The following is a 21,922-nucleotide window of genomic DNA, read 5'->3' as shown; positions in this document are numbered from 1 at the left end:
CGGCTCGTCGCAGGCTAAAGTTCTTCTTGTTCGCAGCGCGGAAACGCAGGGAAACACAGCGGACAGCGGGGCTATAGCTCAGTTGGTAGAGCGCCTGCATGGCATGCAGGAGGTCAGGAGTTCAATTCTCCTTAGCTCCACAGTGAGGATCCCGTCCCCGGCAGGGGGCGGGATCTTTTTTTGCCGTTCATGAGTGACCGGTGCGGTGGTCCGCGCCGGCAAGCCTCAACTGCCCTGGCCCGCCTGGGACAAGGGCCGACAGGGCGCTACCGCTCCTTCTCCGCAGGTACGGCGGACGCTCCGGCCTCCTTCGTTCAGGGCAAAGCCGCCCAGCGGGGCGGTCGTCGGGCTGACCTCCTTGCGGGGCCATGGCAGAATCGGAGCGCCGGAGGGGGCGACGGACCGATCGGGAGGGAGCGCGATGCCTGCGAGCCGCGTACGGGCCCCGGGCCCGCCCTTTACCCGCACCGCGCCCCATCGCTCCGCCGGTCACCGCTCCGCCGCTCGGGGATCCACCGCAACCCGTTCCCCCGACGTCTCGCAAGAGGGCTCCTCCGCGTGCGCGGCCTGCGGCCACCCCCGGAGCTGACCGGATGGGTGCACACAGGAGGAAGTGCGACTGGTGCGGCAGCGGTACGCCGATCGTCCGGGACATGGACCCCGTCAACACGGAGTTCCAGTACTGGTGCGAGGAGTGCGCGCGGGCGCTGGTCATAAAAGGGGACCCCATCGAGACGTACCGGGAGCTCGAAGGGGAGCCCATCTACGGCCGGCTCCTCGAGGAGCACTGCACCCTGAAGAGGTTCTACTCCTTCGCCACCGCCTGACGTGATGTGCGCCTCCGGTGCACGCTCCTCATGGCCGGAGCAACCGCTGGTCAGAGCAGTGCGCACCGGTCATATGCGGACAGAGTGGAAACGATTTTTGATGGGCCGGTAGGACCGTGTAATGTTCTCGATGTCGCCGGGGGAACCGGGCGGCGGACAACACGGGGCTATAGCTCAGTTGGTAGAGCGCCTGCATGGCATGCAGGAGGTCAGGAGTTCAATTCTCCTTAGCTCCACAGTGAGGAAGCGGGTCATCCGAATCGGATGACCCGCTTCTTGTTGTGTCCGTCACCTCTGTCGCCACCGGGGCGCGTCAGCCGCGTCCGCTGTCCAGGGCTCTGCGCTGTGTGCTCGGGAGCGCGGGGCGTTCCGCGGGCACCTGTTCGATACGGAGTGCCAGGGCGGGGCACCTCCGGACGGCCCGCTGGGCGCGGCCCCGCAGGTGCGTCGGCACAGTGGCGTCCGCGAGCGCCGGGTAGCCGTCGGGTCCGAGTCTGATCAGCTCGGGGACGATGTCCGCGCAGAGGCCGTGGCCCTGGCAGAGCGTCCAGTCCACCGCCAGCTTGTGACCGCTCGGTACGGACTCCGCCAGGCCGTCGTAGCCGGGTGCGGGCAGCGGCAGTACCCCGAGCGTCTCCCGTCCGCAGCCTCCGTCCAGCACGTGCGCGGCGAGATCGTCCGTGAACGCGGAGAGGGTGGAGGCCAGGAACCGGGCGGATCCGTCCGGGTGTTTGCACGCCCCGCGGCCCTTCACCGCCTGGGTCACCTCGGTGAGCGCCTCCAGGGCGGCGGGGCCGCCGCCGTTCAGTACGTCGGAGAGACCGCCCGCTGCGGCAGGCAGCCCCAGCTTGCACGGGCCGCACTGACCCGCCGTCTCGGCGGCCAGCCAGGTCGCGATCCTCAGCGACTCACCGATCGGGCAGGTCTCCGGCCCGATCGGCAGGATGGCGCCGGCGCCGAGTGCGCCGCCCACCGCGGCCAGGGAGGCTTTGGAGATCATGGCGTCGTGCGCGGCGAGCCCGTCGATCCAGTTGCCGTGGTAGCCGCCGGTGAGTACGCCCTGGGGCAGGGGTGGGGCGCCGGCCAGCTGCAGGACGTAGCGCAGGGGCACGCCGGTGGGCACCTCGATCACCATCGGGCGTGCCACCGCCCCGGAGACGGTGAGCAGGACCGTGCCTGGTTCGTCGGGCAGGCCGGTGTGCCCGTAGCGGCGGGAGCCGAGCCGTGCGGCGACGGCGAGCTGAGCGTAGGTCTCCGCGTTGGACAGGAGGGTCGGGGCGCCGCCGACGCCGGACTCCGCAGCCCGCTCGCGGCGGCCCGGCGGCAGGGCGGGACCGCCGTTCACCGCGCGGATGACCGCTGAGGCCTCCCCGGAGACCATACGTTCCGGGGTGCGCACCACCCGGGCACGGAGATGCCGGCCGCGCCGGTCGGACAGACCGCGTTCGGCCAGGGCGGCCCGTACGGAGATCTCCGTCGAGTCGCGTGTGACGGCCACGACCAGCGTGCGGGCGCCGAGGGCCTCCGCGGCGAGCAGAGCGCCGTCGAGGATGAGGTGCGGGGTGCGGTTGAGCAGCACGGTGTCCTTGCGGCAGGCGGGCTCGCCCTCGCTGCCGTTGATCACGACGGCCGGCCGCACGCCGCGCCGTACCGCGGACTTCGCCACCGCGCGCAGCTTCTTCCCGAACGGGAAGCCCGCGCCGCCCCGGCCGCACAGCGAGATGGACTCGGCCAGTTCGGCGAGCCGCTGGCCCGTCATCGGCTCGAGCGGACCGTGCACCCTCAGATGCATGGCGAGGTCGAGACGTTCCACCAGGTCGAAACCGGTGGTCATCTGGGGAAGTCCGACGACGCGGACCTCGGGCACATCGGGGAGAGGGACGTTCACGGTCGGTCTCCTGCCGGTGTGTTCCAGGGCTCTCCCGCCGAGGGCGGGTAGAGCGGGCCCGGCAGCTGCACGGTCTCCTGGGCGGAGGCGGGGCCGGGGGGCGGGACGTACGCGGGCCTGAGCGCCTGTGCGGGAGGCGTGGGGGCCGGAGTGGGCCAGCGGTCGTCCTTCCGCTCCGGCGGACGGGCGGAAGGACGGGAGACGGCCCGGTACGCAGCGAAGATGCCGGGCCGGGGCCCTGCCGCCGGCGCCGGAACCGGACTCGGGATCAGCCGCTCGGAGCTGCGCGGCGGGGGTTCGTACGGAGGCGCGGTGTACCGCTGATGTACGTACGGCGGCCGGTCGTGGGGCTGCGGCCCGTACTCCTGCGGTTCGAAGGCTCCTGGTGGCGGGGCCGCAAGCGTCCTGGGGCGGACCGGGGTACCGCGCGCCGCGTGGTCGTCGTCACCCCAGCCGGGCGCGTCGGGAGGCAGGCCCCGGCCGGCCGGGGGAACCGTGTGTTCAGGGCGGGGGAGCGGGGAAGAGCGTATGACCGGATCGGGCGCGGCGGGAGAACCGTCCGGGCGGACCAGCCCGGTGACCAGATCGGTGAGCAGGCGCTTGGCCGGCCCGGGAAGCAGTCGCAGGGAGAGCGCGGCCGCCACCGCAGTCAGACAGAGGACGTACGTCACGACGACCCAGGTCGCGGGTTGCCGGCCGGTGTGGAGACCGTGCACCAGTGCGGAGCACCAGGCCGGGTAGGCCAGCGCGTGCAGCGCGCGCCAGCGGCCGGCGACCCGGCCCGGAGTGGCGAAGGCGCCGCGCAGGGCGCCGGTCGCCGCCGTGGCGATCATCAGCAGCCCGGCGAGCGAGCCGAAGCCGATGAGTCCCGCGGTGCCGCTCACGCCTGTGCCGAACGGTATGAGGGCGCCGAGCAGACCGACGTGGCCCAGGGCGACCTTCACGGTGCCGTGCAGCAGGAGGAATCCGAGCGAGGCGACGGCGGCGGCCCGGTGGATGCCCTGGCAGACGATCCGCCGGCGGGCCGAGAGGAACACCCGGTCGGTGGCCAGCAGGCCCCAGGCCACCGTGGCGGTGAGGGAGACCAGCGTCAGGACGCCGGTGGTGAAGTCGAACGCGGCGCGCGTGCCGCCGCTCCCCGCGACGGCGAGCAGAGGGATGAGAACCAGCGCCGCGACGGTCAGTCCGCCCTGCACCGGGCGGCTCATCCCTGGGCCGGAACTCATGGAGGGGGAGGTACGGATCCTGCGATGAGGCTTCATGGGGGGCGACTCCGAATGGCTCGGCAATGCGGTCCCGTTGCGGCATGCTAGGTCGCCGTATACCGGCCGGTACGAGGTTTGAAGTGTTGCCCCGATAGGAGGCAGTACGCGGAGTAACCTCCGGAGTGTGCGGGTCATGTGGAGGGTTGGCGCAGGTGGCGTGCCTTCCGGGCGCGGGGCGGCGGCCGCCGGGCGGCCCCTCCGCCGCATATGTGCCGGGCCGGGCCCCGTGCCTGTGCGGTACCCTGACGCCATGCGTGCCGTACGCCTTCTGCTTAGCGAGCCGCGCTGATCATTCCCGACCGGTGAGAATGCCTGGTCGGACTCGGCGCGGCGTCCCCTCCTGTGCGAGGGGATTTTTCGTTTCCGTAGACGTGTGTCCGTAGACGTGGGCGCCGGCAGATGACGATCGATGGAGCTTTGAGGATCATGAGCGAGACGAATTCCGCGGCCGAGGTGGCCGCGCCGCACCGCTACACGGCAGCGATGGCCGCCGACATCGAGGCACGCTGGCAGGACTTCTGGGACGCCGAGGGGACGTACGAGGCGCCCAACCCGACCGGTGACCTGGCGGACGATCCGGAGCTGGCCGCCAAGCCCAAGAAGTTCATCATGGACATGTTCCCGTACCCCTCGGGGTCCGGGCTGCATGTCGGTCACCCGCTGGGCTACATCGCCACCGACGTCTACGCCCGCCACCAGCGGATGACGGGGCACAACGTCCTGCACACCCTGGGCTTCGACGCCTTCGGCCTGCCGGCCGAGCAGTACGCCGTGCAGACGGGCACACACCCGCGGGCCTCCACCGAGGCCAACATGGAGAACATGAAGGTCCAGCTGCGCCGGCTGGGCCTGGGGCACGACAAGCGCCGCTCCTTCGCGACGATCGACGCGGACTACTACAAGTGGACCCAGTGGATCTTCCTGCAGATCTTCAACTCCTGGTACGACACCGAGGCCGACCGGGCCCGCCCGATCGCCGAACTGGTCGCGCAGTTCGAGAGCGGTGAGCGCCCCGTCCCCGGCGGCGGCGAGTGGGCCGCGCTGAGCGCCGCCGACCGTGCCGACATCCTGGGGCAGTACCGCCTGGCGTACGCCTCGGACGCCCCAGTCAACTGGTCGCCCGGGCTGGGCACCGTGCTGGCCAACGAGGAGGTGACGGCCGACGGTCGCTCCGAGCGCGGTAACTTCCCGGTCTTCAAGGCCAAGCTGCGCCAGTGGAACATGCGCATCACGGCCTACGCTGACCGGCTGCTGAACGACCTGGACGGCCTGGACTGGCCCGAGGCAATCAAGCTGCAGCAGCGCAACTGGATCGGCCGTTCCGAGGGTGCGCGCGTCGACTTCCCCGTCGACGGGGCCGGGGACATCACGGTCTTCACCACCCGCCAGGACACGCTGTTCGGCGCGACCTACATGGTGCTGGCGCCCGAGCACGAGCTGGTCGAACGGATCATCCCCGCCGCCTGGCCCGAGGGCACCCACCCGGTGTGGACCGGCGGCCACGCGAACCCGGCCGAGGCCGTCACCGCGTACCGCAAGCAGGCCGCGGCCAAGTCCGATGTGGAACGGCAGGCGGAGGCCAAGGACAAGACCGGTGTCTTCACCGGCGCCTACGCGACGAATCCGGTCAGCGGCGACAAGGTCCCCGTCTTCATCGCCGACTACGTCCTGATGGGGTACGGCACCGGCGCGATCATGGCCGTACCGGCGCACGACGCGCGCGACTTCGCCTTCGCGCGCGCCTTCGAGCTGCCGATGCGCTGTGTCGTCGAGCCGGCTGACGACCGCGGCCTGGACCCCTCGACGTGGGAGGACGCGTTCGGTTCGTACGACGCGAAGCTGGTCAACTCCGCCAACGAGGAGATCTCGCTGGACGGCCTGGGCGTCGTCGACGCCAAGGCGAAGATCACCGAGTGGCTGCAGGCGCGCGGCGTCGGCGAGGGCACCGTCAACTTCCGCCTGCGTGACTGGCTGTTCAGCCGTCAGCGCTACTGGGGCGAGCCCTTCCCGATCGTGTACGACGAGGAGGGCATCGCCCACCCGCTGCCCGAGTCGATGCTGCCGCTGGAACTGCCCGAGGTCGACGACTACTCGCCGCGCACCTTCGACCCGGAGGACGCCGACACCCAGCCCGAGACCCCGCTGTCCCGGAACGCCGACTGGGTCAACGTCACCCTGGACCTGGGTGACGGCGCCGGTCCGCGAAAGTACCGCCGCGAGACCAACACCATGCCGAACTGGGCGGGTTCCTGCTGGTACGAACTGCGCTACCTGGACCCGCACAACGACCAGCGGCTGGTCGACCCGGCCATCGAGCAGTACTGGATGGGGCCGCGCGAGGGCCGCCCTTCCGGCGGCGTCGACCTGTACGTCGGTGGTGCGGAGCACGCCGTGCTGCACCTGCTGTACGCGCGCTTCTGGTCGAAGGTGCTGCACGACCTGGGGCACATCTCGTCCGTCGAGCCGTTCCACAAGCTGTACAACCAGGGCATGATCCAGGCCTTCGTCTACCGGGACAGCCGCGGGATCGCGGTGCCGGCAGCCGAGGTCGAGGAGCGCGACGGAGCGTTCTACCACGGCGGCGAGAAGGTCAGCCGCGTCCTGGGCAAGATGGGCAAGTCCCTGAAGAACGCCGTGACGCCGGACGAGATCTGCGGCGAGTACGGGGCGGACACCCTGCGGCTGTACGAGATGGCCATGGGCCCGCTGGACGTCTCGCGTCCGTGGGACACCCGGGCCGTCGTCGGCCAGTACCGGCTGCTGCAGCGGCTGTGGCGCAACGTCGTCGACGAGGAGACCGGTGAGGTCACCGTCGTGGACACGGAGCCCGGCGAGGACACGCTGCGGGCGCTGCACAAGGCCATCGACGGTGTCGGCCAGGACATGGCGGGGATGCGGTTCAACACCGCCATCGCCAAGGTCACCGAGCTGAACAACCACCTGACGAAGGCGGGCGGGCCGCTGTCGCGGTCGGTCGCCGAGCGGCTGGTCCTGCTGGTCGCACCGCTGGCGCCGCACGTGGCGGAGGAGCTGTGGCGCCGACTGGGGCACACCGAGTCCGTCGTGCACCAGGACTTCCCGGTCGCGGACCCGGCGTACGTCGTGGACGAGACCGTGACCTGTGTGGTGCAGGTCAAGGGCAAGGTCAAGGCGCGCCTGGAGATCTCCCCGTCGATCTCGGACGAGGAACTGGAAGCCCTGGCCCTGGCCGACGAGAACGTCGTCGCCGCACTGGGCGGGGCCGGGATCCGCAAGGTGATCGTGCGGGCGCCGAAGCTGGTCAACATCGTCCCGGCGTAACGGCGTGGCGGTCCCCGCGTAACGGTGCGGGCGGCCCGGCGGGCGTGCCAGGGCTTTCCCCTACGGGCAGGTTGGGGGTTCCGGTGGAACCCTCGGCCTGCCCGTTCCGTTTACGGTAGAAGGGGCGGCCGCACGCCGGCCGCCGACCGACAACCCGAGGGGCGTTCATGGAAGCCGTGATCCTGATCCTGACGCTGCTGTTCGTGGCGTTCATGGCGCTCGGGGTGTACGCCGGTGTGAAGACGGTGCGCGCCGCCAAGCGGGGTGTGGACCGGACGATCACGCAGGCACGCCGCTCCGTCGAGGACACCACCCTGCGGGCCAAGAGCTACGGCCAGCCGGGCGTGCCGGGGGAGCTCGCGCAGCTGAGGCTCACGCTGCGTACGTCGATGCGGGCCACCCAGGACGCGCTGAACGCCGGGGCGGCGGAGGACGCGTCCCTGTCGGAGTCGTTGGGGCTCTTCCAGCGCCTGAGCGTGCACGGACGCGAGCTCGACGACGAACTCAAGCGCCTGGAGCGCGAGCCGGACCGGGCGACGGTGGCCACGCTGCTACCCGCCCTGAAGGAGCGAACGGAGCGCATCACACATTCGGCGGAGTCGCTGCGCTGGGCGGCGCGTGACCGGGCCCGGCAGTTCGCCGACGATGATCTGGCCGCACTCAACGCGCAGATCGACCTGGAGTCCGGCGCTCTGCGGCACTGGACGACCGAGGAGCCGGCGGCACGGGCGAATGCGGCCGGGCACAGCTGGGACGGACCCGCCGAGGAGGCGCCGCCGCCCTCGCTCACCCCTCCGGACCCGCGACTGCGCGCGGACTACCCGTGGCAGAAGTCGGCCAGGCCGGAGACCACGAACTGACGGGTGCCTTGGCGACGACGAAGACGCGGGATGTCCTCGACCTGTCCGGGTGACGGGCACGGGCGCGCCCTGAACGTCTCCCGAAAAGTCCAAGGTGCGTCATGGGCGGACACGGGGACGACCCGAAATGATCAGCACGTCGGTCCCGGGCTGCCGTGCTCCCACCCCGGAAGGTAACCTCCGGCTCATGTCCCGCCATGTCGCGATCGTCACCGATTCAACGGCCTACCTGCCGCCCCAGACGATGGAACGGCACGGCATCACCGCGGTGCCGCTGACCGTTGTCCTGGGCGACCAGGCACTGGAGGAGGGCACGGAGATCTCGGCCCGGTCGCTGGCGCTCGCCCTGCAGAAGCGCAGCTCCGTGACCACGTCACGGCCCAGCCCGGAAGTCTTCTCCGCCGCGTACCGCGCCGCGGCCGAGGCGGGCGCCACGGGCATCGTCTCCCTCCACCTGTCGGCCGAGTTCTCCGGCACCTACGACGCCGCCGTGGTCGCGGCGAAGGACGCGCCCGTGCCGGTACGCGTGGTCGACACCGGCATGGTCGCCATGGCTCTGGGATTCTGCGCGCTCACCGCGGCCGAGACCGCCGGGACGGGCGGCGGGCTGGACGAGGCGGTGGCCGCGGCCGAGAAGCGGGCGGCGGGCACATCGGCGTTCTTCTACGTCGACACGCTGGACTATCTGCGCAGGGGTGGGCGCATCGGTGCGGCGCAGGCGTTGCTGGGATCGGCCCTGGCCGTCAAGCCGCTCCTTCAACTCGACGGCGGGCGCATCGAGATGCTGGAGAAGGTGCGGACGGCGTCCAAGGCGGTCGCACGGCTCGAGGAGATCGTCGCCGCGCGGGCGGGAACGGGGGCTGTGGACATCGCCGTCCATCACCTGGCCGCTCCGGACGGGGCGGAGCGACTGGCGGAGCGGTTGCGGGGCAGGGTTCCGGGACTCGTGGACCTGCATGTGAGCGAGGTGGGCGCGGTGATCGGGGCGCACACCGGGCCGGGGCTGCTCGGAGCCGTGGTCGCGCCGCGCTGAGTCACCCCTGCGGGTGACGCGGATATTCACAACTGGCGAGTTATCCACCGTAATTGGGGCAGCTCGGCGGATTTTCCCGGAAGTGTCTAGCGTCGTGAGGCATGACACTCCGTTCACTTCTCGCAGCTGACCGTGCCACCGACAGGCAGAGCCGTGCCGACGCGGCCAAGCCCGTGCACAGGTCCGCGGATCTGCCCGCACACGCGGCCATGGACCCGCCCACGCGGCGGGCCACGCATCGCGCCGCACGCCGTGTGTCCCACGGGCCCGGCCCCGCGCGCGTTCGGCCCGGGCCCGGTGTCCGCCCCGGCGGAGCGGCCGGCAGCTCGCCCGGTGCCGCGTCCGGCGGCCGGCACGGGCGCCGACGGCGCACTCCGCGCGGGTCGGACGCCGAGGTCGCGGCAGCTTCCCGGCTCCGAGCGGACGCGCTCATGGCCGCCGCCCCGTCTGCGCCCGCGCCCGGGACCAGGCTCGTGTCCGGGGCGGGGGCCGCGTCCGGGCCCGCGTCCGCGCCCGGGCTTGTCTCCGGGTCCGCTGGGCCGGTGCCTGCGTCTGCCACGGTGCTGCCTGCAGCGGGCACGGCCGCAGGGACGGCCGGTGGGCACCGGAGTGCCCGCGTGGCCCCTTCCTGGGCAGTGGCCACGCCACCCCGCCCAGCTTCCGACGCGGATTCCGCGACGGTCCCCCAGGGACCGCCGCGCCGCGCGGTGCCCGACGGGTCCGGCGGGCGGAGACCGTGGTGGCGAGAAGCAGGGCCCGCTCTGCGGGATCGCTTACCTCTGTGGGTGCGGCTGCGATGTGGCCTGGAGCCACGCGCTCTCGCCGCCCTCGCCGTCGTCCTGGTCGGGGCCGCGGTGTTCGCGGCGGCGCACTTCTGGTCGGCCCGCCCCGAGCCCGTACGCGCGCCCGACCGGGTCGCGGAGGCCGGGGCGGTCCAGGACGGCGGGCCGGGGTCACCGAAGGCTCTGCCGGGCCTCGCGCCGGGTCCCGACGCGGCAGCGCGGACGGGCGCAGCGTCCGGCGGGCAGATCATCGTCGACGTGAGCGGCAAGGTGCGCCGGCCGGGGATCCAGCATCTGCCGGCCGGCTCCCGCGTCGCGGACGCCCTTCGCGCCGCGGGAGGTGTCCGCGCGGGTACCGATGTCTCCGCGCTCAACCGGGCGCGTGTCCTGGCGGACGGTGAGCAGGTAGCGGTGGGCCTGCCCGCGGCCCCACCGCCCGCCGGCGGAACGGGAGCGGGGGGCGGCGCGGCGGGACAGGGCGGGCCGACTGTGCCGGTGAGTCTCGGCACGGCCACCGTCGAGCAGCTCGAAACCCTGCCGGGCGTCGGACCGGTGCTCGCCCAGCACATCGTCGACTACCGCACGGAACACGGGGGTTACCGCTCGGTCGACGAGCTCCGCGAGGTCGACGGCATCGGGGACCGCCGGTTCGCGGATCTCCGGCCGCTGGTCAGGCCATGACCGGGCCTGACGTCCACGCGGACTCGGGCCGTCGCATGACCGGACCTGACGTCCACGCGGACTCGGGCCGCCGGCTGGGTGCCGCCGACCCGCGCCAGGATGCCCCGGCCGATCTGCGGCTGGTCCCTCCGGCCCTGGCGGCCTGGGCGGCCTCCGTCCTGGCACTGGGGGCGCCCGGCCGGTGGGTGGCGGTCGGGGCGGTCCTCTGCGGGTGCGCGGGGCTCGGCCTCATCGCCGTACCCCGGATCGTGGCGCGAGCCGAGCCCCGGGGTGTCGTGAGGGTCGCGGATCCGGCGGGCGCGGTGGATACCGCGGCTGCGGACGGCGGGCCGGCGAGGGCGCTCCGCCGCGCCGGGACGCGGACCACCGCCGCTGCCGGGGTCCTGCTCTGCGCGGCGGCCGGAGCGGCTGCGGCCGGGCTTCACGGCGCGGATTCCCGTAGTGGCCCCGTACCCGGGCTGGCGGAGTCGTACGCGCGCGTCGTCGCGGAGGTGACCGTAACCTCCGACCCCCGCCGGACCCGGCCGCGCGTGCAGGGGGATCACAGCACGCCCGTGTCCCTGCTCCTGGAGGCCGAGGTCGACCGGCTGACCGCCCCCGACGGCACGGTCACCGGACTCAGCACCCCCGTTCTCGTCATGGTCGCCCCGGGCGGCGCGGCGGCGCGGTGGCAGCGGCTGCTGCCCTCGACAGGCCTCCGCATCAGCGGTCGGCTCGCACCTCCGCGTCATGAGGGGGAGCGCATCGCGGCCGTACTGGGCACCGACGCGGACGACCCGCCACAGGTCACCACCGAGCCCACCCTCCTCCAACGCGCGGCAGGGCGCCTTCGGTCCGGCCTGCGAGAAGCCACCGACGGGCTCGACGCCGATGCGCGGGCCCTCCTGCCGGGGCTGGTGGTCGGCGACACCTCACGGGTCCCACCCGACCTGCACGACGCCTTCAAGGCCACCGACCTCACGCATCTGCTCGCCGTCTCGGGCGCCAACCTGTCGATCCTGCTCTTCCTCCTCATCGGTCCGCCGGGAACGGCGGCGCGCAGCGAACGCCGCGGGCTGGCACCCCGGCTGGGCATCTCCCTGCGCATGACCGCCCTGACGGGGGGCGGTATCGCGCTGGCCTTCGTGATCGTCTGCCGCCCCGAGCCGAGCGTCCTGCGTGCGGCCGCGTGCGGCCTGATCACGCTGCTCGCCATCGGGACGGGCCGGCGCAGATCGCTGATTCCCGCACTGGCAGCGGCCGTTCTGCTGCTGGTGCTGTACGACCCGTGGCTGGCCCGAAGCTACGGGTTCCTGCTGTCCGTGCTGGCTACCGGGGCGCTCCTCACCCTCGCGCCCAGATGGAGCGGCGCTCTTCAGCGGCACGGGGTCCCGGCACGGCTCGCGGAGATGCTGGCCGCCGCCGGAGCCGCCCAGGCGGTCTGCGCACCCGTGGTCGTGGTCCTCGCGTCCCGGGTCAGCCTGGTCGCGATCCCCTGCAATCTGCTGGCCGAATTCGCGGTGGCTCCGGCGACGGTCCTGGGGTTCGCCGCCCTCGCCGCGGCCCCGGTGTCCATGCCGGCCGCGGAGGTGCTGGCGGGGATCGCCGGCTGGCCGGTCGGGTGGATCGCGTCCGTGGCCCGCACCGGGGCGGCACTTCCCGGCGCGGAGGCCGACTGGCCGGGTGGCTGGCGCGGCGCGGCCCTCCTGGCGGTCCTCACCGCCCTGCTGGTGCTGTCGGCCCGCCGCCTGGCCCGTCACCCCTGGGTCTGCTCCGCCGCCGCGCTCGTTCTGGTGCTCGCGGTGCTGAGACCGGTACCGCTCACCCGGATCATGACGGGCTGGCCGCCGCCGGGCTGGGCCTTCGCGCTCTGTGACGTGGGACAGGGAGACGCCATGGTGCTCGCCGCCGGGGACGGCACGGGAGTGGTCGTGGACACCGGTCCTGACCCCCGCCCCGTGGACCGGTGCCTGCGCGACCTCGGCATCACCCGTGTGCCGCTTCTGCTGCTCACCCACTTCCACGCCGACCATGTACGCGGCCTCCCCGGCGTGCTGAGGGGACGCGAGGTCGGCACGATCCAGACGACGGGTCTCGACGAACCGCCGGAGCAGGCGGCCTTCGTGAAGAGAACGGCCGCGGCGGCGCGTGTCCCGATGGTCCGGGCGGTCGCGGGGGAGCGGCGCCGGACGGGGCCCCTCGACTGGCAGGTGCTCTGGCCCGGCGCGCCGGGGGCGGCAGCGGCCTACGTGACCGAGGAGCCGAACGATTCCAGCGTCACGTTCCTCGTCAGGTCCGGCGGCCTGACCCTGTTGCTCCTCGGGGACCTGGAACCCCCGGCACAGCAAGGGGTGTTGCGCAGCTACCCGGTGCTGCCCCGGGTGGACGTGCTGAAGGTCGCACACCACGGCTCCGCCCACCAGGACGCCGCACTCCTGCGCAGCGCACGCCCGAGGTTCGCGCTGATCAGCTGTGGCAGGGACAACCCGTACGGCCACCCGGCGGCCCGTACGGTCGAAGCACTCGAAGCGGTGGGAGCGAAGGTCCTGCGTACCGACCTCCACGGTGCGATCGCGGTGACGGGTTCCGGCGCCGGGCTGCGTGCGGCAGGCCGGTCATGAAGACGAGCAGCGCCCGGCACCGGCTGTCAGACCAGCCAGATGCCGTCGAGCATCAGATCGCGCCCCGCCAGCTCGTTCGCCTCGCGCCACGCCTTGACGGTGGACGGCGTGACGCGCAGATAGACCCATGCCGCGCGCTCCCGCACGTCCCAGTGGAGCTTCTCGGCGAAGGCGTCCCCCGACTCGGCGGGGAGGTCCGGCCCCTCCACGGTCTCGGCCGTTCCCTCGATCAGCACCACGTCACGGGTGTGCCCGAGCGTGAGCCTGACCTGCCCGGACGGCGTCACGTTGACGGCCGTCGGATTGCTGCGCCGGGTCGCCAGCAGCAGCGTGCCCCGGTCCCAGACGTACGACAACGGCACCAGGCACGGCATCCCGTCGGCGGAGGCCGTCGCCACCCATACGTCCTCGTCCTTCTCCAGGCGATCGAGTACGTCCTGCTTGCGCTGTTCATGGCCGCGCGCCGGCTCTCGCTCCGTCATGGCCGGCACGCTAACCACCGGCAGGCGGCGCCGCATCCGTCGGCAGTCCTAGGCCCACCGGCTCATGGCGCCGTCCGGCGCACCGCGAGAGACTTCACGGATGGACGAGGAACCGCAGCCACCGGCCCACGCGCCCGCCTCCGCCCGGGTGGACGCCTACCTGGAACGCATCGGTGCGACCCGCCCCGCGCGTGCCGACGCCGCGGCACTGCGCGAGCTGCAGCTCCGCCACCTCATGGCCGTGCCCTTCGAGAACCTTTCGATCCATCTCGGCCACGACATCGTGCTGGAGGAGGAGAAGCTCGTCGACAAGATCGTCACGGACCGCCGGGGCGGCTTCTGTTACGAGCTCAACGGCGCCTTCGCCGTGCTGCTCCGGGAGCTGGGATTCCGCGTCACTCTGCTCCAGGCGCGGGTGTTCGGCGACGGCGGACGTCTGGGTATCCCGTACGACCATGTCGCGCTGCGCGTCGGGACCGACGACGGTACGGGCCCGTGGCTCGCCGATGTCGGATTCGGAAACCACGCCCTGTACCCGCTCGAGCTGGAGGCCCGCACCGAGCAGGACGATCCCTGCGGCAGGTTCCGGCTGAGGGAGGCGCCGCAGGGAGACCTCGATCTGCTGCGCGACGGTTCGCGCCAGTTCCGCCTGGATCCGCGCCCTCGGGTGCTGGCGGACTTCCGGGCCGGTTGCTGGTACCACCGGACCTCGCCGGACTCCCACTTCTCACGGTTCCTCATCTGCTCCCGCCGCACCGCGGACGGCCGGGTGACGCTCCGAGGCCGCACCCTGATCACCACCGTGCGGGGCGAGCGGCACGAGACGGAGCTGAGGGGCGACGCCGAGGTACTCGCCGCCTACCGCGACCACTTCGGCCTGACGCTCACCCACCTGCCCACGGTGAGCCCCCGGAGCTGACCGTGCGCACGTCGGCTCCCCGGTCATTACGGACCTTAGGTGGTACGTGCGTACAGCAGCGCACAGCTGGGACAGCTCGGCACAACCTTCTCTGAGCTGCTGCGTTTGCCTCGAACGTCGCAACGGTGATCGAATACCCATTCGTCGGCGGGCCGCTGCTCCGACAACGACGTCCGGCTGTCAGGGGCCCGAGGTGAGAACCGCCCCTGGGGAGTACGTGCACATGTTCGGCCGTTGGCTAGGCAGCAGAGCGAAGACCGGCCCCGCACAGAGCAACCCCCTCCCCGGGCTGCCGGTGCCGCAGAACGCCGGAGTGCTGAGCTGTCGTGTACTGGACCCCGTCTCCGAGCCCGTACGGCAGGCCGAGTTCGTCGTCACCGACAGCGCGGGCCGCAAGGTCGTCGGCGGAGAGACAGACCCCTTCGGAAACGTAGTGGCCACCGTCCCGGTCGGCGACTACCGCCTCGGTGTCACGGCTGAGGGCTTCACCCCGTTCCACGGTTCGGCCACCGTGGCCCAGGGCGGTCACGCGAGCCTCGGCGACGTCTCCCTCCAGGTGGCCCAGCCCCCGCAGCTCCCGGACCCGGGGGACTGGGAGATCGAGCCGTCGCACACCCAGATCGGTTTCACGGCACGTCATATCGGCATGGCCCGTATCCACGGCAGGTTCAACACCTTCGCCGGTGCCGTGCGGATCGCCGACCGCATGGAGGACTCCGCCATGCACGTCATCATCGACGCCTCGTCGATCGACACGAACGTCCGGATGCGCGACGACCACCTGCGGTCCGGCGACTTTCTCGATGTCGAGCGCTACCCGACCCTCGAGTTCTACAGCGAGCGCTTCGTCCACCGCGGCGGCACCCGCTGGGGTGTCACCGGTGCGCTCACCCTGCACGGTGTGAGCCGTACCGTCACGCTGGACACCCAGTACCTCGGCCTGGGCAACGGCCTGGAGGGCGAGACCCGGGCCGCCTGCCGGGCGACCACCGAGCTGCACCGCGAGGACTTCACGCTGACGTGGCAGACGATGGTGGCGCGGGGCATCGCCGTCGTCGGCCCGAGCATCAAGATCGAGATGGACATCCAGATCGTCCCCAAGGGCTGACCCCGCTCCGCAGGAATCCCACTCCGCCCACCGAGGCCCGGGCCCACCGAGGCCCGGGCCCACCGACGCACCGGCCCGCCGACACCCGGCCGCGTGTCCCCTGCGGCCGGGCCGCTACGGCGTCTCCAGCCATCCTTCGTACTCCGCGGCGAACGCGTCGAGCGCCGCCGGGTCAAGCCGTGCGGCCGGGTCCTCCACCACCACCAGCCACTGGGCGTCCTCGGCGTCGTCCTCGCCCGCCAGGGCGTCCCGCACGAGCTGTGGCTCCTCGGTGACGCCGAAACGGTCGGACAGCTCCCCGGCGACCTCCTCGGCCGCGTCGCGGTCCGGCAGCACCAGCACATGTCTCACATCGCTCACCCGGTCATTCTCCGGTACGCCCGGCTGAGCGATGCGCGGGGTCGGCTGCCCGGCAGCCTTGTCACAGGGCCGTGGGATGCTGGACCGCGATGGCCACCAGACGTAGTTCCACCGACGATCCGCTCGCCCCCGTCACGCTCGCCGTGGGCCAGGAAGACCTGCTCCTGGACCGTGCCGTGCAGCATGTGGTGGCCGCGGCCCGCGCCTCCGACGCCGACACGGACGTCCGCGACCTCACCCCGGACCAGTTGCAGCCCGGCACGCTCGCCGAGCTCACCAGCCCCTCGCTCTTCGCCGAGCGCAAGGTGGTGATCGTGCGCAACGCGCAGGATCTCTCCGCCGACACGGTCAAGGACGTCAAGGCGTACCTGGGCGCCCCCGCCGAGGAGATCACCCTCGTCCTCCTGCACGCGGGCGGAGCCAAGGGCAAGAGCCTGCTGGACGCGGTGCGGAAGGCGGGGGCGCGTGAGGTGGCCTGCCCCAAGACCACCAAACCCGCGGAGCGGCTGTCCTTCGTGCGGTCGGAGTTCCGGGCGCTCGGGCGTTCCGCGACCCCGGAGGCCTGCCAGGCGCTGGTGGACTCCATCGGCAGTGACCTGCGGGAGCTTGCGAGCGCCGTTTCCCAGCTGGCCGCGGATGTCGAGGGCACCATCGACGAAGCGGTCGTCGGCCGCTACTACACGGGCCGCGCCGAGGCGTCCTCCTTCACGGTCGCCGACCGCGCGGTCGAGGGCCGGGCCGCGGAGGCGCTGGAGGCGCTGCGCTGGTCGCTGTCCACCGGCGTCGCCCCCGTCCTGATCACCAGCGCCCTCGCGCAGGGTGTCCGGGCGATCGGCAAGCTCTCCTCCGCCCGGGGCGGCCGGCCCGCGGACCTGGCCCGCGAGCTCGGCATGCCGCCCTGGAAGATCGACCGGGTGCGTCAGCAGATGCGCGGATGGACCCCGGACGGCGTGGCGGCGGCGCTCATCGCGGTGGCCGCGGCCGACGCCGGTGTGAAGGGCGGCGGGGACGATCCCGAGTACGCCCTGGAGAAGGCCGTGGTCGCGGTGGCCCGCGCCGCCCGCTCCGGCGGCCGCTGAACCCGTGAGGGGCACGCCGAAGGCCCCGGCCGGCGTCCTGGGGAGGACGCGCGGCCGGGGCCTTCGGTTCACGCTCGGTGCGCCGCACCCGCGTGGCGAACGCAGGTTCGGTGTGCGGCGCGGGTGCCGGTCAGGAGCGGGAGAGAGGGCCCGCTGAGTCCGTTCCGGCGATCACATCAGTAGCTCAGCCCTGGAGGGCGGCAACCTTGGAAGCAAGCGCCGACTTCTTGTTGGCGGCGGAGTTCTTGTGGATGACACCCTTCGAGACAGCCTTGTCGAGCTGGCGGGAGGCGTCGCGGACGGCCACAGTGGCCTTCTCGACGTCACCGGCAGCGGCAGCCTCACGGGCCTTGCGGATCGAGGTCTTGAGCGAGGACTTGACGGCCTTGTTACGCAGGCGCGCCTTCTCGTTCGTCTTGTTCCGCTTGATCTGGGACTTGATGTTCGCCACGAAAGAGCCTTTTCAGGTTCGTTGGATCTTCTATGTGCGCCACGCCGCTTCTGAGGGCCACGAGGCACAGCTGTCCACGGTAGCAGCCACCCTCGGACCGGCCCAAACCGGTCCCGGCCCCGCGGGCGTGGGAGCATGGAGGCTACGTATCGATCCGTCCGACCCGACATCGACCCGAGACACGGCGTCCGGCGTCTCAAGAATCAGGACCCTGCGTGCCCGCGACTCCTACCAACGTGCCCGAGCCGAGCCGTACCGACCCGGCGCTGATCCGCAACTTCTGCATCATCGCGCACATCGACCACGGCAAGTCGACCCTTGCCGACCGGATGCTCCAGCTGACGGGAGTGGTCGACCAGCGGCAGATGCGCGCCCAGTATCTCGACCGGATGGACATCGAGCGCGAGCGCGGCATCACCATCAAGTCCCAGGCCGTACGTCTGCCGTGGGCGCCCAACGAGGGTGAGGACAAGGGCACGACCCACGTCCTCAACATGATCGACACCCCGGGCCACGTGGACTTCACCTACGAGGTGTCCCGCTCGCTGGCCGCGTGCGAGGGCACCGTCCTCCTCGTCGACGCGGCCCAGGGCATCGAGGCGCAGACGCTGGCCAACCTCTACCTGGCGATGGAGAACGACCTCACCATCGTCCCGGTGCTCAACAAGATCGACCTGCCCGCCGCCCAGCCCGAGAAGTTCTCCGAGGAGCTGGCCAACCTCATCGGCTGCCAGCCGGAGGACGTGCTCAAGGTCTCCGCGAAGACCGGCATCGGCGTGGACGCGCTGCTCGACCGGGTCGTCAGGGACGTCCCGGCCCCGATCGGCCAGGCGGACGCCCCCGCCCGGGCGATGATCTTCGACTCGGTCTACGACGCCTACCGCGGTGTCGTCACCTACGTCAGGGTCGTCGACGGCCAGCTCAACAAGCGCGAGCGCATCCGCATGATGTCGACGGGCGCCACCCACGAGCTGCTGGAGATCGGTGTCTCCTCCCCGGAGATGACCCCGGCCGACGGTATCGGTGTGGGCGAGGTCGGCTACATCATCACCGGTGTCAAGGACGTCCGGCAGTCCAAGGTCGGTGACACCATCACCTCCCTGAGCAAGGGGGCGACCGAGGCGCTGGGCGGCTACAAGGACCCCAAGCCGATGGTGTTCTCGGGGCTCTACCCCCTGGACGGGTCCGACTATCCGGACCTGCGCGAGGCCCTGGACAAGCTCCAGCTCAACGACGCCGCCCTGGTGTACGAGCCGGAGACCTCGGCCGCGCTGGGCTTCGGCTTCCGTGTCGGCTTCCTCGGCCTGCTGCACCTCGACGTGATCCGCGAGCGCCTCGAGCGCGAGTTCGGTCTCGAGCTCATCGCCACCGCCCCCAACGTGGTCTACCGCGTCGAGATGGAGGACGGCACCGAGCACACCGTCACCAACCCGAGCGAGTTCCCCGAGGGGAAGATCGACAAGGTGCACGAGCCGGTCGTCAGGGCCACGGTCCTGGCGCCCAGCGAGTTCATCGGCGCGATCATGGAGCTCTGCCAGAACCGGCGCGGCACCATGCTCGGCATGGACTACCTCTCCGAGGACCGGGTCGAGATCCGCTACACCCTGCCGCTCGCCGAGATCGTCTTCGACTTCTTCGACCAGCTGAAGTCCAAGACCCGTGGTTACGCCTCGCTCGACTACGAGCCCACCGGCGAGCAGTCCGCCCAGCTCGTCAAGGTGGACATCCTGCTCCACGGCGACAAGGTCGACGCCTTCTCGGCCGTCACGCACAAGGACAAGGCGTACGCGTACGGCGTCCGGCTCGTGGCCAAGCTGCAGAAGCTCATCCCCCGGCAGAACTTCGAGGTGCCGATCCAGGCGGCCATCGGGTCCCGGGTCATCGCCCGTGAGACCGTCCGCGCCATCCGCAAGGACGTCCTCGCCAAGTGCTACGGCGGTGACATCTCCCGTAAGCGGAAGCTGCTGGAGAAGCAGAAGGAAGGCAAGAAGCGGATGAAGATGGTCGGCAATGTGGAGGTGCCGCAGGACGCGTTCATCTCCGTCCTGTCGACCGACGAGTCGGCCGGTGAGAGCAAGGGAAAGAACTAGCACCGACCCCGAGCCGGCCCTCCCGGCCCGCCCGGGGCCACCCGGGAGTACGTAGTCGGGCGTACCCGGGAGTAGCTCAACGGGCCCCTGGACCGCGGACACCGCGGTCCGGGGGCCCGGTTCGTTATCAAGCGGCGGCCTGTTGCCTCTTACGTGACGGTCCGGCGCGCTCTACTCTGATCACCACCCGTTAGTTACTCGCCAGTTAAACAAGCAGGCCGAGCGGGAACGAGAAGCAGGACATACAAGCAGCAGCACCCATAAGCCGGTCGTAGCAATGCCGCAGGCCCGGAGGACGTCGTGAGCGACACACAGACCTTGATCGATAGCCGACCGCCCTCCGTGGCGACTCTCTTCATCGACCGCGTGGCGGCCACCCCGGACGGAGAGGCGTACCGCTATCCGGTGCCCGCCGCCTCCGGTCAGGGCCCGGACGACTGGAAGTCGCTCACCTGGGCGCAGGCCGCCGAGCGGGTGTACGCCATCGCGGCCGGTCTGATCGCTCTCGGTGTCCGGCCGGAGGAGCGGGTCGCGCTCGCCTCCTCCACCCGCGTCGAGTGGATCCTCGCCGACCTCGGTGTGATGTGCGCGGGCGCCGCGACCACGACGATCTACCCCTCCACGAACACCGAGGAGTCCGCTTTCATCCTGGCCGACTCCGACAGCCGCGTCCTGATCGCCGAGGACGCCGTCCAGCTGGCGAAGGCACGGGAGAACAGGGCCGGGCTGCCCGACCTGGCGCATGTCGTCGTCATCGATCCCGCCGGCGCGCAGGCCGTGGAGGGCGACCCCGAGGGCTGGGTGCTCACCCTGGCCGACCTCGAGGCCCGGGGCGCGGAACACCTGGTGAAGAACCCGGACGCGATCACCGACCGGGTCGCCGCGATCACCCCCGGCCAGCTGGCGACCCTGATCTACACCTCGGGCACCACCGGCCGTCCCAAGGGCGTACGGCTGCCGCACGACAACTGGTCGTACATGGCCAAGGCGACCGTCGCGACCGGGCTCATCACCGCGGACGACGTCCAGTACCTCTGGCTGCCGCTCGCCCACGTCTTCGGCAAGGTGCTCACCTCCGGCCAGATCGAGGTCGGTCACGTCACGGCCGTCGACGGACGCGTCGACAAGATCATCGAGAACCTTCCGGTGGTCCGGCCGACCTACATGGCGGCCGTCCCCCGCATCTTCGAGAAGGTCTACAACGGGGTCGCGGCCAAGGCCCGGGCCGGCGGTGGCGCCAAGTACAAGATCTTCCAGTGGGCGGCCGGGGTCGCCCGGGAGTACGCCACGGTCTCGCAGGACAACTTCCGACGCACCGGCAAGGCCTCCGTGCCGTTCGGGCTGGGCGCCAAGCACAAGGTCGCCGACACCCTCGTCTTCGCGAAGATCCGCGAGGCCTTCGGCGGGCGGCTCCGGGCCTGTGTCTCCGGCTCGGCCGCGCTCGCTCCCGACATCGGCCTCTTCTTCTCGGGCGCCGGTATCCACATCCTGGAGGGCTACGGACTCACCGAGTCCAGCGCCGCCTCCTTCGTCAACCCGGGCGAGGCCTACCGCACCGGAACCGTCGGCAAGCCGCTCCCCGGCACCGAGGTCCGGATCGCGGACGACGGCGAGATCCTGCTGCGCGGCCCCGGCCTCATGGAGGGCTACCACCGGCTGCCGGAGAAGACCGCCGAGGTCCTGGAGTCGGACGGCTGGTTCCACACCGGTGACATCGGCGAGCTCTCCCAGGACGGCTACCTGCGGATCACCGACCGCAAGAAGGACCTGATCAAGACGTCCGGCGGCAAGTACATCGCCCCGGCCGAGGTCGAGGGGCAGTTCAAGGCCGTCTGCCCGTTCGTCTCCAACATCCTCGTGCACGGCGCGGACCGTAACTTCTGCACCGCCCTCATCGCGCTCGACGAGCCGACCATCCTCGGCTGGGCGCAGGAGAACGGGCTGGGCGGCAAGCCGTACGCCGACGTGGTGGCGTCCCCGCAGGCCGTGGAGCTCATCGAGGGCTATGTGCAGCGACTCAACGAGGGTCTGCAGCGCTGGCAGACCATCAAGAAGTTCCGGCTCCTGCCGCGCGACCTCGACATCGAGCACGGTGAGCTGACCCCCAGCCTCAAGCTGAAGAGGCCGGTCGTGGAGCGCGAGTACAAGGACCTCATCGAGGACATGTACGCGGGCTCCCGCGAGGTGTGACAGCCGA

The 21,922-nt window shown here is 71.5% G+C and carries 16 protein-coding genes and 2 tRNA genes; 13 read left to right on the top strand and 5 right to left on the bottom strand.

The genetic code is table 11. The annotated features are described in order from the left end of the window. Positions 1-67: 67 nt before the first annotated feature. The 3 genes from ACZ32T_RS03925 (at position 68) to ACZ32T_RS03915 (ending at position 1,063) form a co-directional block, all read left to right on the top strand. Positions 68-140 (top strand) — tRNA-Ala (locus ACZ32T_RS03925). Positions 141-593: 453 nt separating this feature from the next. Further along, positions 594-827 carry a hypothetical protein gene (locus ACZ32T_RS03920; protein WP_467262631.1) on the top strand — a complete coding sequence of 78 codons (234 nt, stop codon included), beginning with the start codon at positions 594-596 and terminating at the stop codon, positions 825-827. Between the two features lie 163 nt (positions 828-990). After that, a tRNA-Ala gene (locus tag ACZ32T_RS03915) sits at positions 991-1,063 on the top strand. A gap of 77 nt (positions 1,064-1,140) precedes the next feature. Here the strand turns inward: ACZ32T_RS03915 and ACZ32T_RS03910 are convergent. Further along, positions 1,141-2,715, bottom strand: coding sequence for a ferredoxin (locus ACZ32T_RS03910; RefSeq protein WP_467365197.1), 1,575 nt, complete (start codon positions 2,713-2,715; stop codon positions 1,141-1,143). After that, a complete protein-coding gene (locus ACZ32T_RS03905) occupies positions 2,712-3,941 on the bottom strand; it encodes a hypothetical protein (RefSeq protein ID WP_467365195.1) in 1,230 nt (409 codons plus the stop codon). Before ACZ32T_RS03905 ends, ACZ32T_RS03910 begins: the two co-directional genes overlap by 4 nt. Before the next feature lie 465 nt (positions 3,942-4,406). On the opposite strand from ACZ32T_RS03905, the gene leuS reads away from it, so the two are divergent. The 5 genes from leuS (at position 4,407) to ACZ32T_RS03880 (ending at position 13,236) form a co-directional block, all read left to right on the top strand. Beyond that, positions 4,407-7,280, top strand: a complete 2,874-nt coding sequence (gene leuS / locus ACZ32T_RS03900) for a leucine--tRNA ligase (RefSeq protein WP_467262628.1) — start codon at positions 4,407-4,409, stop codon at positions 7,278-7,280. A 167-nt stretch (positions 7,281-7,447) separates the two neighbouring features. After that, a complete protein-coding gene (locus ACZ32T_RS03895; RefSeq protein WP_467262627.1) occupies positions 7,448-8,140 on the top strand; it encodes a hypothetical protein in 693 nt (230 codons plus the stop codon). 187 nt (positions 8,141-8,327) lie between these two features. After that, on the top strand, positions 8,328-9,173 hold the full coding sequence (locus ACZ32T_RS03890; protein ID WP_467365193.1) for a DegV family protein: 846 nt from the start codon (positions 8,328-8,330) through the stop codon (positions 9,171-9,173). Positions 9,174-9,958: 785 nt separating this feature from the next. Beyond that, complete coding sequence (locus ACZ32T_RS03885) at positions 9,959-10,636, top strand: ComEA family DNA-binding protein (protein WP_467365191.1); 678 nt, start codon at positions 9,959-9,961, stop codon at positions 10,634-10,636. 35 nt (positions 10,637-10,671) lie between these two features. Next, positions 10,672-13,236, top strand: coding sequence for a ComEC/Rec2 family competence protein (locus ACZ32T_RS03880; protein WP_467365189.1), 2,565 nt, complete (start codon positions 10,672-10,674; stop codon positions 13,234-13,236). Between the two features lie 26 nt (positions 13,237-13,262). Here ACZ32T_RS03880 and ACZ32T_RS03875 read toward each other — a convergent pair whose 3' ends face one another. Beyond that, positions 13,263-13,718, bottom strand: a complete 456-nt coding sequence (locus tag ACZ32T_RS03875; RefSeq protein ID WP_467365187.1) for a pyridoxamine 5'-phosphate oxidase family protein — start codon at positions 13,716-13,718, stop codon at positions 13,263-13,265. Positions 13,719-13,818: 100 nt separating this feature from the next. Between ACZ32T_RS03875 and ACZ32T_RS03870 the strand changes: the two genes are divergently transcribed. Together ACZ32T_RS03870 and ACZ32T_RS03865 are read left to right on the top strand one after the other, a co-directional pair. After that, on the top strand, positions 13,819-14,637 hold the full coding sequence (locus ACZ32T_RS03870) for an arylamine N-acetyltransferase family protein (protein WP_467365185.1): 819 nt from the start codon (positions 13,819-13,821) through the stop codon (positions 14,635-14,637). A 223-nt stretch (positions 14,638-14,860) separates the two neighbouring features. Then, complete coding sequence (locus ACZ32T_RS03865) at positions 14,861-15,745, top strand: YceI family protein (protein WP_467263390.1); 885 nt, start codon at positions 14,861-14,863, stop codon at positions 15,743-15,745. A gap of 114 nt (positions 15,746-15,859) precedes the next feature. Here the strand turns inward: ACZ32T_RS03865 and ACZ32T_RS03860 are convergent, their stop codons facing one another. Beyond that, entirely contained in the window at positions 15,860-16,105 is a 246-nt protein-coding gene (locus ACZ32T_RS03860; RefSeq protein WP_467262620.1) for a hypothetical protein, read from the bottom strand. A gap of 89 nt (positions 16,106-16,194) precedes the next feature. Here ACZ32T_RS03860 and holA point away from each other — a divergent pair, with 89 nt between their 5' ends. Then, positions 16,195-17,184, top strand: a complete 990-nt coding sequence (holA, locus tag ACZ32T_RS03855; protein ID WP_104785575.1) for a DNA polymerase III subunit delta — start codon at positions 16,195-16,197, stop codon at positions 17,182-17,184. 184 nt (positions 17,185-17,368) lie between these two features. Here the strand turns inward: holA and rpsT are convergent, their stop codons facing one another. Continuing rightward, positions 17,369-17,635, bottom strand: a complete 267-nt coding sequence (gene rpsT / locus ACZ32T_RS03850) for a 30S ribosomal protein S20 (RefSeq protein WP_467262619.1) — start codon at positions 17,633-17,635, stop codon at positions 17,369-17,371. 215 nt (positions 17,636-17,850) lie between these two features. On the opposite strand from rpsT, the gene lepA reads away from it, so the two are divergent. Both lepA and ACZ32T_RS03840 read left to right on the top strand, forming a co-directional pair. Continuing rightward, positions 17,851-19,725, top strand: a complete 1,875-nt coding sequence (gene lepA / locus ACZ32T_RS03845; protein ID WP_467262617.1) for a translation elongation factor 4 — start codon at positions 17,851-17,853, stop codon at positions 19,723-19,725. 300 nt (positions 19,726-20,025) lie between these two features. Beyond that, positions 20,026-21,915, top strand: a complete 1,890-nt coding sequence (locus tag ACZ32T_RS03840; protein ID WP_467262615.1) for an AMP-dependent synthetase/ligase — start codon at positions 20,026-20,028, stop codon at positions 21,913-21,915. The last annotated feature ends 7 nt before the right edge of the window (positions 21,916-21,922 follow it).

The organism is Streptomyces sp. NPDC023573 (genome assembly GCF_055559735.1).
The sequence above is the reverse complement of the archived record's forward strand: the minus strand, read 5'-3'. Positions and strand labels throughout refer to the sequence as shown.

Bases quoted from the DNA above. Each gene is read 5' to 3' on its own strand.
- ACZ32T_RS03875 (WP_467365187.1), bottom strand. From the start codon at position 13,718: ATGACGGAGCGAGAGCCGGCGCGCGGCCATGAACAGCGCAAGCAGGAC.
- ACZ32T_RS03865 (WP_467263390.1), top strand. From the start codon at position 14,861: ATGTTCGGCCGTTGGCTAGGCAGCAGAGCGAAGACCGGCCCCGCACAG.
- ACZ32T_RS03905 (WP_467365195.1), bottom strand. From the start codon at position 3,941: ATGAGTTCCGGCCCAGGGATGAGCCGCCCGGTGCAGGGCGGACTGACC.
- ACZ32T_RS03920 (WP_467262631.1), top strand. From the start codon at position 594: ATGGGTGCACACAGGAGGAAGTGCGACTGGTGCGGCAGCGGTACGCCG.
- ACZ32T_RS03890 (WP_467365193.1), top strand. From the start codon at position 8,328: ATGTCCCGCCATGTCGCGATCGTCACCGATTCAACGGCCTACCTGCCG.
- holA (WP_104785575.1), top strand. From the start codon at position 16,195: ATGGCCACCAGACGTAGTTCCACCGACGATCCGCTCGCCCCCGTCACG.
- ACZ32T_RS03895 (WP_467262627.1), top strand. From the start codon at position 7,448: ATGGAAGCCGTGATCCTGATCCTGACGCTGCTGTTCGTGGCGTTCATG.
- leuS (WP_467262628.1), top strand. From the start codon at position 4,407: ATGAGCGAGACGAATTCCGCGGCCGAGGTGGCCGCGCCGCACCGCTAC.
- ACZ32T_RS03880 (WP_467365189.1), top strand. From the start codon at position 10,672: ATGACCGGACCTGACGTCCACGCGGACTCGGGCCGCCGGCTGGGTGCC.
- ACZ32T_RS03870 (WP_467365185.1), top strand. From the start codon at position 13,819: ATGGACGAGGAACCGCAGCCACCGGCCCACGCGCCCGCCTCCGCCCGG.